This is a genomic window from Prevotella sp. MGM2 (assembly GCF_002933955.1).
GTDB lineage: Bacteria > Bacteroidota > Bacteroidia > Bacteroidales > Bacteroidaceae > Alloprevotella.
This window is the reverse complement of the sequence record NZ_BEWW01000178.1, coordinates 1-6,925: the sequence shown is the minus strand read 5'-3', so window position 1 is coordinate 6,925 and position 6,925 is coordinate 1. Positions and strand designations below refer to the sequence as shown.

At 52.9% G+C, this 6,925-nt stretch carries 5 protein-coding genes; 3 read left to right on the top strand and 2 right to left on the bottom strand.

Annotated elements, in window-relative coordinates; translation table 11 throughout:
• Positions 1-106: 106 nt before the first annotated feature.
• The gene (locus C5S62_RS04415; RefSeq protein ID WP_104404228.1) at positions 107-622 is read right to left on the bottom strand and encodes an NUDIX domain-containing protein; all 516 of its coding nucleotides are present in this window, start codon (positions 620-622) and stop codon (positions 107-109) included.
• A gap of 12 nt (positions 623-634) precedes the next feature.
• The gene (locus tag C5S62_RS04410) at positions 635-1,876 is read right to left on the bottom strand and encodes an S-adenosylmethionine:tRNA ribosyltransferase-isomerase (RefSeq protein WP_104404227.1); all 1,242 of its coding nucleotides are present in this window, start codon (positions 1,874-1,876) and stop codon (positions 635-637) included.
• A 147-nt stretch (positions 1,877-2,023) separates the two neighbouring features.
• Here C5S62_RS04410 and cls point away from each other — a divergent pair, with 147 nt between their 5' ends.
• The 3 genes from cls to C5S62_RS04395 are packed head-to-tail and all read left to right on the top strand — an operon-like array spanning position 2,024 to position 6,874.
• Positions 2,024-3,505, top strand: a complete 1,482-nt coding sequence (gene cls / locus C5S62_RS04405; RefSeq protein WP_104404226.1) for a cardiolipin synthase — start codon at positions 2,024-2,026, stop codon at positions 3,503-3,505.
• Between the two features lie 16 nt (positions 3,506-3,521).
• The gene (locus C5S62_RS04400) at positions 3,522-5,471 is read left to right on the top strand and encodes a C10 family peptidase (RefSeq protein ID WP_104404225.1); all 1,950 of its coding nucleotides are present in this window, start codon (positions 3,522-3,524) and stop codon (positions 5,469-5,471) included.
• Between the two features lie 47 nt (positions 5,472-5,518).
• Positions 5,519-6,874, top strand: coding sequence for a dipeptidase (locus tag C5S62_RS04395; protein WP_104404224.1), 1,356 nt, complete (start codon positions 5,519-5,521; stop codon positions 6,872-6,874).
• Positions 6,875-6,925: the final 51 nt, after the last annotated feature.

The window sequence follows — 6,925 nt, the reverse complement described above, 5'->3', positions numbered from 1 at the left end:
CCCGCTTGGCTGTTACAAAGATACAACATTTTCCGCCCGAAAGCAAATAGTGTTAAAATCACACACCGCGGATGTTCCCCGATTGACAAGAGGGATGTTCCGCCCTTCAGGCCGTCTCTTCAGCCTGACTGAAAAAACGCCGCCACTCCTGTTCGAAATTTGGGGTGAAGAAGTCTGTGTCAAGGCGGTTCCGAATTTCTTCGCGTGAGAAGAAACGCGCGTCTTCGACCTCTTCCGAAATCGAAGGCTGGAGGGTGGTTACACAGCGGAATACGTTGACTAATTCGCGCTCTCTTGCACTCTCGAAGACGTAACGCGTCAGCAGTTCCGGCTCGAAGTCCGTCAGGTTTATTTCCTCGCGGGCTTCCCGGCGCAAGGCCTGGCCGATGGTTTCGTTCCAGCCTACGTGACCGCCCACGGCGGTGTCCCAGCGTCCGGGCTGGATGTCTTTCCAGCAGGGGCGTTTCTGCAGATATAAGTTTCCCTGAAGATCGAAAACATGAAGATGCACCACGGGGTGCAGGAGTTTTTCGCCGTTGTGGCAGGTGCCGCGTGTGGCCCGGCCTATGACGGTTCCGGTTTCGTCCACGAGGGGGAGGATCTCTTCGTTGTTGTCTGTCATTTTTCCGGGGTTCTAACTGTTGTCGCGAAATAGCAGCGAGCTGTCTCCGTAAGAGAGAAAACGGAAATCGTGCGACAGGGCATAGTCGTAGACTTTCCGCCAGTTGCGTTCGCCTACAAAGGCAGATACCAGCAGGAGGAGTGTGCTCTGGGGCTGGTGGAAATTGGTGACGATGGCCTCGACCAGATGAAAGCGGTAGCCCGGTGCTATGATGATTTGGGTGGAAGTGTGGAGCACGGGCAGTGAATGACGGTCGAGGTAGGCCAGTATTTCCTGCAAAGCCTGAAGTGTGGTGATTTGTTCGCTTTCGGAGGCATATTCGTAGGGAAGCCATTGCGGCACGTGCAGTTGGTCTGCATCGGCTTCCGGTTGGCGGTGCAGGAGCACTCCTACGTAATAGAGGCTTTCGAGGGTGCGTACCGACGTGGTGCCCACTGCCACGCAACGGCCGCCGTGGGCTATGAGCCTTTCTATGCTTTCGCGCTTCACGGCTATCCATTCCGCGTGCATGGTGTGGCCGGCTATCTCGTCGCTTTTCACAGGCTTGAACGTGCCTGCTCCAACGTGCAGTGTCACTTCGTTACGTTCTATCTTGCGGGCGTCGAGGGCGGAGAGTACGCGGTCTGTAAAATGTAATCCGGCCGTAGGGGCGGCTACAGAGCCTTTTATTTTCGAATAGACGGTCTGATAGGTCCTCAAGTCGCTTTCTTCCGTTTGCCGGTTAAGGTAGGGCGGTATGGGCAGTTCTCCGATGGCATCGAGTACGTCGGCAAATGTTACTGTGCTGTCGTTCCAGGCGAAGCGCACTTCGTGTCCCGTTCCGCAAACTTCCAGTCGCTCCGCCGTGAGGAGGAGCTGTTTGTTTCCCACTGTTATTTCGCGTTGTAGGAGGCCTTCCTTCCATTTCTTGAGATTTCCCACCAGACAGGTCCATGTCACACTGGCCGTCTGTGCGAACGACAGCTGGTAGTCGGCGGGCGTATGAGGCTCGAGGCAGAACACTTCGATGAGCGCTCCCGTTTGTTTGTGGAAGTGCAGACGCGCCTGTATGACCTTAGTGTTGTTGAACACCATTAATGTATCTTCTGGCACGTGGGCCGGCAGATTGCAGAATGTGTCTTCTTCCACTTTTCCATCGCGGTAGAGGAGTAGTTTCGACTCGTCGCGCACGAGTTTCGGATATTTGGCTATCCTCTCTTCGGGCAAGTCGTAGGCATAGTCTTTTATACGTATATGTCTGGGGTCGGTTGTCATTGTCTTTTAGCTTTATTTAAAATGCAAAGTTACAACTTCCTGATGATTTCACTTCTCAATTGGAAAAAAATGCTTAGTTTTGCGATAGGATGGACATTCTTTCCGAAAAACGTCCTTGTGTTTCTTTTTTAACTGAAAACCATCAGCATGTGGACCTATTTATTTCTTTGGATGGCCGTGGCGCTTTATGTGGTACTCGTTGCGAGCACTGTGACGGTTGTGCTGCTCGAAAACCGCCAGCCGGCCAAAACCATAGCTTGGACCATCGTATTGATCATGTTGCCTGTGCTGGGGCTTGTCATTTTCTATTTCTTCGGGCAGAATATCCGTAAAGACCGTTATATCAGCCGTAAGCAATACAGTCTGCTGACACGGCGCATGCTGGCCGGCGTACAACAGGTTCCGCTTGGAGCCTGTCCGGAAAAATACCGACCGCTGGTACAACTTTTTGACCATACCAACCGTTCTGTTCTCACGGCTGGTAAACGTATAGTAGGTTACACGACAGGGGCGGATTGGGTGATGGCGTTGTTGCGCGAATTTGCCGCCGCACGTGAGACGATACATTTGGAAACTTATATTATAGAGGACGATGCCGTAGGACGCCTGGTGCGTGACGCCTTGGCCGATAAGGCGCGGGAGGGAGTGACCGTCCGCCTTATCTATGACGATGTGGGATGCTGGCACGTAAGGAACCGTTTTTTTGCCCCCCTCATAGAGGCCGGAGCACGGGTGGAGCCTTTTCTGCCTGTACGTTTTCCCAGTCTGACACACAAGGTGAATTATCGCAATCACCGCAAAATCTGTGTCGTTGACAGTCGCGTGGCTTTTATCGGCGGCATGAATCTGGCCAGACGCTATGTGAGCCGGCGGGAAAAGATATGGCGCGATGTCCATGTACGTGTGGAGGGTGGCGCCGTAGCCGATTTGCAGCGTCTCTTCTTGAGCGACTGGCTGTTTGTTACAGGGGAAAACTGCTACAAGCAAGCGGCCGATGCGGCGGTATTCAGGTCTCAACCGGCGGCCGCGTCAGAAGAAATGTCTCCGGCACAATCTTTGGCGGAGTCTTTTGTTTATCCCGCTCTTCTTTTACAGATTGTACCGTCTAATCCTGTGTCATGTTATCCGGAAATCATGTATGGCCTGACGTGGATCATACAGCACGCCCGTCAGTACCTCTACATACAGACTCCTTACTTCATGCCCACCGAGCCTATTCTGCAAGCCCTGCAGACTGCCGCGATGAGTGGAGTGGATGTGCGGCTGATGGTACCTCTCAAACCGGACGCCTTTTGGTTGCGTTATATTAATGACAGTTACTTCTGCGCCGTTCTTCAGGCCGGTGTGCGTGTATTCACCTATAAGGCGGGCTTTCTACACAGCAAATGCGCTGTAGCCGACAACGACTGGTGTACGGTCGGTTCCTCCAATATGGATTTCCGTAGCTTTGAAAATAATTTCGAAGCCAATGCGTTTATTTACGGCGAAGAGGCAGCCCGGGTCATGCGTGCTGTTTTTATGGAAGACTTGAAACACTGCGACGAAATATACCTTTCGGAATGGCGGCAACGCCCTTATTGCCGGCGGTTGCTCGAATCGTACACGCGTATTCTTTCCCCTTTACTCTAATGTCTGTTTAAACGCCATGCGTCCTTATCTTCTTTTCCTTTTTATTATATGTGCCCACACCGCCGCGGCCGACAGCATTTCCGTTGCGGCCGCGCGCCGCACGGCCGCCCGTTTGTTGGTCGGGACAAATAACGGTAATAAATTGTGGAGTAGGGATTTGCGAAATACCGGTAAAGACTTGCAAATGCGGGAACGCACAGTTTCCACTTACATCTTCTCCAATGCCGACGGAGCTTTTGCCGCTGTTGCCGCAGACGATCGTCTGCCGCCTGTGCTAGCCTATGGTAACTGCGGTAATAAGGACATGCCGCCGGCGATGCGTGGTTTGTTGAATTATTATGATCGCGTTCTTTCTGATGACAGTCCGGCAAAAGCGCGTATCATATCTCCTTATTCCGGTGTGGCGGTCAAACCTATGCGTACCCCTGTCCGTCATCAGGCCGACCCTTATAACCGCTATTGCCCTTATTATAAAAATGCTGACGGAACATTAAGTTCTTCACGCTGTCTGGTGGGTTGTGTTGCTACAGCGCTGGAAACCATTCTTACCTATTACCGCCGCACTTACACCTTGAAGAAAGACCTCAAAGGTTGGGATACGGAGCATTACCATATATCGGACATTCCTGCCGGTACGTCAACAGATACAAGGATTATACGGCACAATTACGAAGCAGAGGCCTATTCCGAAGCGGAAGCGGAGGCAGTGGCGCGGTTGTCATATCATTTGGGAGTTGCTGTAAAGATGAATTGGGGGATAAGCAGCAGCGGGGCATACATCAGTAATGTGGCCGAACCCTTGAAAGAGGTTTTCGGCCTTGGATACGTACATTATGCAGACAGCTATAAATACCGTCCTGACGACTGGCTGGATATGTTGCGCAATGAACTGCTATCCGGCCGGCCGGTCTTTTATGCCGGATTCGGCATGCGGCTTAACGGGCACGCTTTCGTTGTTGACGGACTTGACGAAGAAGGCTTTTTCCATGTCAACTGGGGCTTGGGCGGTGATTATGACGGCTATTTCCGCCTTGACCTGCTCAATCCCTCCGAGCCCTCATACGATATTACGGAAAACGGCTTGCTTGAAGGTTTTTTCTGTAATCAGGAAGCAGTATTGATACATCCCGACCGACAAACAGACATAATATTACCCGACACCCTCAGACGGACAGGGCGGGAACTATTGGTGGACAGCCTGAAGTTCATGCTGACGCCCGAAACCGGCAAGTACACTCCCTTGGCTCTTTATGTGTACAATACCGCCAACTATTCCGTTGCTACTCCTCTTGAACTGTTCACCAATGCCTCGGCCGACACAGCCTTCTTCGAGCAGGGGGACTATGGCGCCCTGACCGGCGTGACACTGCAACCAGGAGAGAAAAAACGTCTGATCGTCTATGCCAAATTTTCGCAGTCCGGCAAACGATTGTTGCGGCTTTCACCTGATGACGTACATGTCGTTTATGAACAATCCGTAGATATATTGTCCGGACAGCCCGAAGAACTGATCTTTGAAGAGCCGGAATATCAATTCCCCGCCACAGATATGGTAGAGATAAGGCAGCCCGTCAGTAACCTCTCGACCGGCGGCCGCGCCGGACAGCGAGTCACCTACGAACTGTTTGAAGGCAACCCACGCGAAGGGCATAGCGGGATATGCCATGTCACCTACTGTATGCTGTCCGCCAATGAAAGCCAGACGGATACCGTTCGTTTCAAAGGATTGCAGCCCGGACAAAATTATACACTCTATGTACGTTGTCCCTGGACTGTCCGGAAAACTGTGTGCTTTACTGTTCCTCCCGCTACCGGTATCAGCGAAATTGTGTCTGAAGGGCACGGAAATGCCTCATCATCCTGCTATACCGTAGACGGTCGCCGAACGACCATTATGTCCCCTTCACGCGGCAACGTTGTCATAAGCCGCGGAAAAAAACAACTTTGTCCTCAACGCCGGCAGTAGTTCAGCTACTCCTGTCCGGCACTTTATTCATATCAAAACAATCAGCCATGCCTGAAATAAAGAACTACATTGCCACCAATGAGGCCCGCTTTCTGGACGAACTCTTCAGCCTTATCCGCATTCCCAGTATCAGCGCCCTTCCTGAACACGCCGCAGACATGACGCGCTGCGCCGAACGCTGGCGTGAACTGCTCATCGAAGCCGGTGCCGACCGTGCCGAAATCATGCCGTCAGCCGGCCATCCGATCGTATTTGCCGAAAAACAGATCGATAAGGCGGCGCCTACCGTACTCATTTACGGCCATTATGACGTGATGCCCGTCGAGCCGCTCGAACTCTGGCCTTCACCTCCGTTTGAACCGCAGGTGCGCGACGGTCGCATCTGGGCACGTGGTGCCGATGATGACAAGGGGCAGTCGTTCATACAGGTAAAGGCTTTTGAGTATCTCGTACACCACAAATTGCTGCGTCACAACGTCAAGTTTATCTTTGAGGGCGAAGAGGAGATAGGCTCTCCCAGTCTGGGCGCGTTTCTTGAAGCCCACAAGTCTCTGCTTCAGGCGGATATCATCCTCGTTTCCGACACCAGTATGCTGGCCGCCGATCTGCCTTCGCTCACCACCGGTCTGCGCGGACTGGCCTATTGGGAAATAGAAGTGACCGGCCCCAACCGCGACCTTCACTCCGGCCATTTTGGTGGTGCTGTGGCCAACCCTATCAATGTGCTCTGCGAAATGCTGTCGAAAATCGTCGGTTCTGACGGTCGGATTACCATACCGGGTTTTTATGACGACATAGAGGACGTACCGGCCGAAGAGCGTGAAATGATAGCCGCCATCCCCTTTGACGAAGAGCGCTACAAGCAGGCCATCGGCGTGCGCTCCCTGCGCGGCGAACAAGGCTACAGCACCATAGAGCGAAACGCTTGCAGACCATCGTTCGACGTGTGCGGCATTTGGGGCGGATATATCGGCGAAGGCGCCAAGACCGTCATACCCTCCAAAGCTTTTGCCAAAGTATCCACGCGACTCGTGCCTCATCAGAAACATGAGAAAATATCTCGTCTCTTCGCAGACTACATTGCCGCTATAGCCCCCGATTGCGTCAACGTGAAGACAACGCCTCTCCACGGCGGCGAAGGCTACGTCTGCCCCATAACGCTGCCTGCCTACAAGGCGGCCGAAGCCGCCTTTGAAAAAGCCTTCGGCCGCCGTCCGCTGCCGGTACGTCGCGGCGGCAGCATCCCCATCATAGCCGACTTTGAGCGTGTGTTGGGAATAAAGACCATACTTATGGGCTTTGGGTTGGAGAGTAACGCCATCCACTCTCCCGGCGAAAACTTCCCTCTCGATGTTTTCCGCAAAGGCATAGAGGCCGTGGTGGCATTCCACTGCAACCTCTGAGAGAAATCTCCCAAAAGCCTCTCCTTCATTTTAACACTATTTGCTTTCCGC

Bases quoted from the DNA above. Each gene is read 5' to 3' on its own strand.
- C5S62_RS04415 (WP_104404228.1), bottom strand. From the start codon at position 622: ATGACAGACAACAACGAAGAGATCCTCCCCCTCGTGGACGAAACCGGA.
- C5S62_RS04395 (WP_104404224.1), top strand. From the start codon at position 5,519: ATGCCTGAAATAAAGAACTACATTGCCACCAATGAGGCCCGCTTTCTG.
- C5S62_RS04410 (WP_104404227.1), bottom strand. From the start codon at position 1,876: ATGACAACCGACCCCAGACATATACGTATAAAAGACTATGCCTACGAC.
- cls (WP_104404226.1), top strand. From the start codon at position 2,024: ATGTGGACCTATTTATTTCTTTGGATGGCCGTGGCGCTTTATGTGGTA.
- C5S62_RS04400 (WP_104404225.1), top strand. From the start codon at position 3,522: ATGCGTCCTTATCTTCTTTTCCTTTTTATTATATGTGCCCACACCGCC.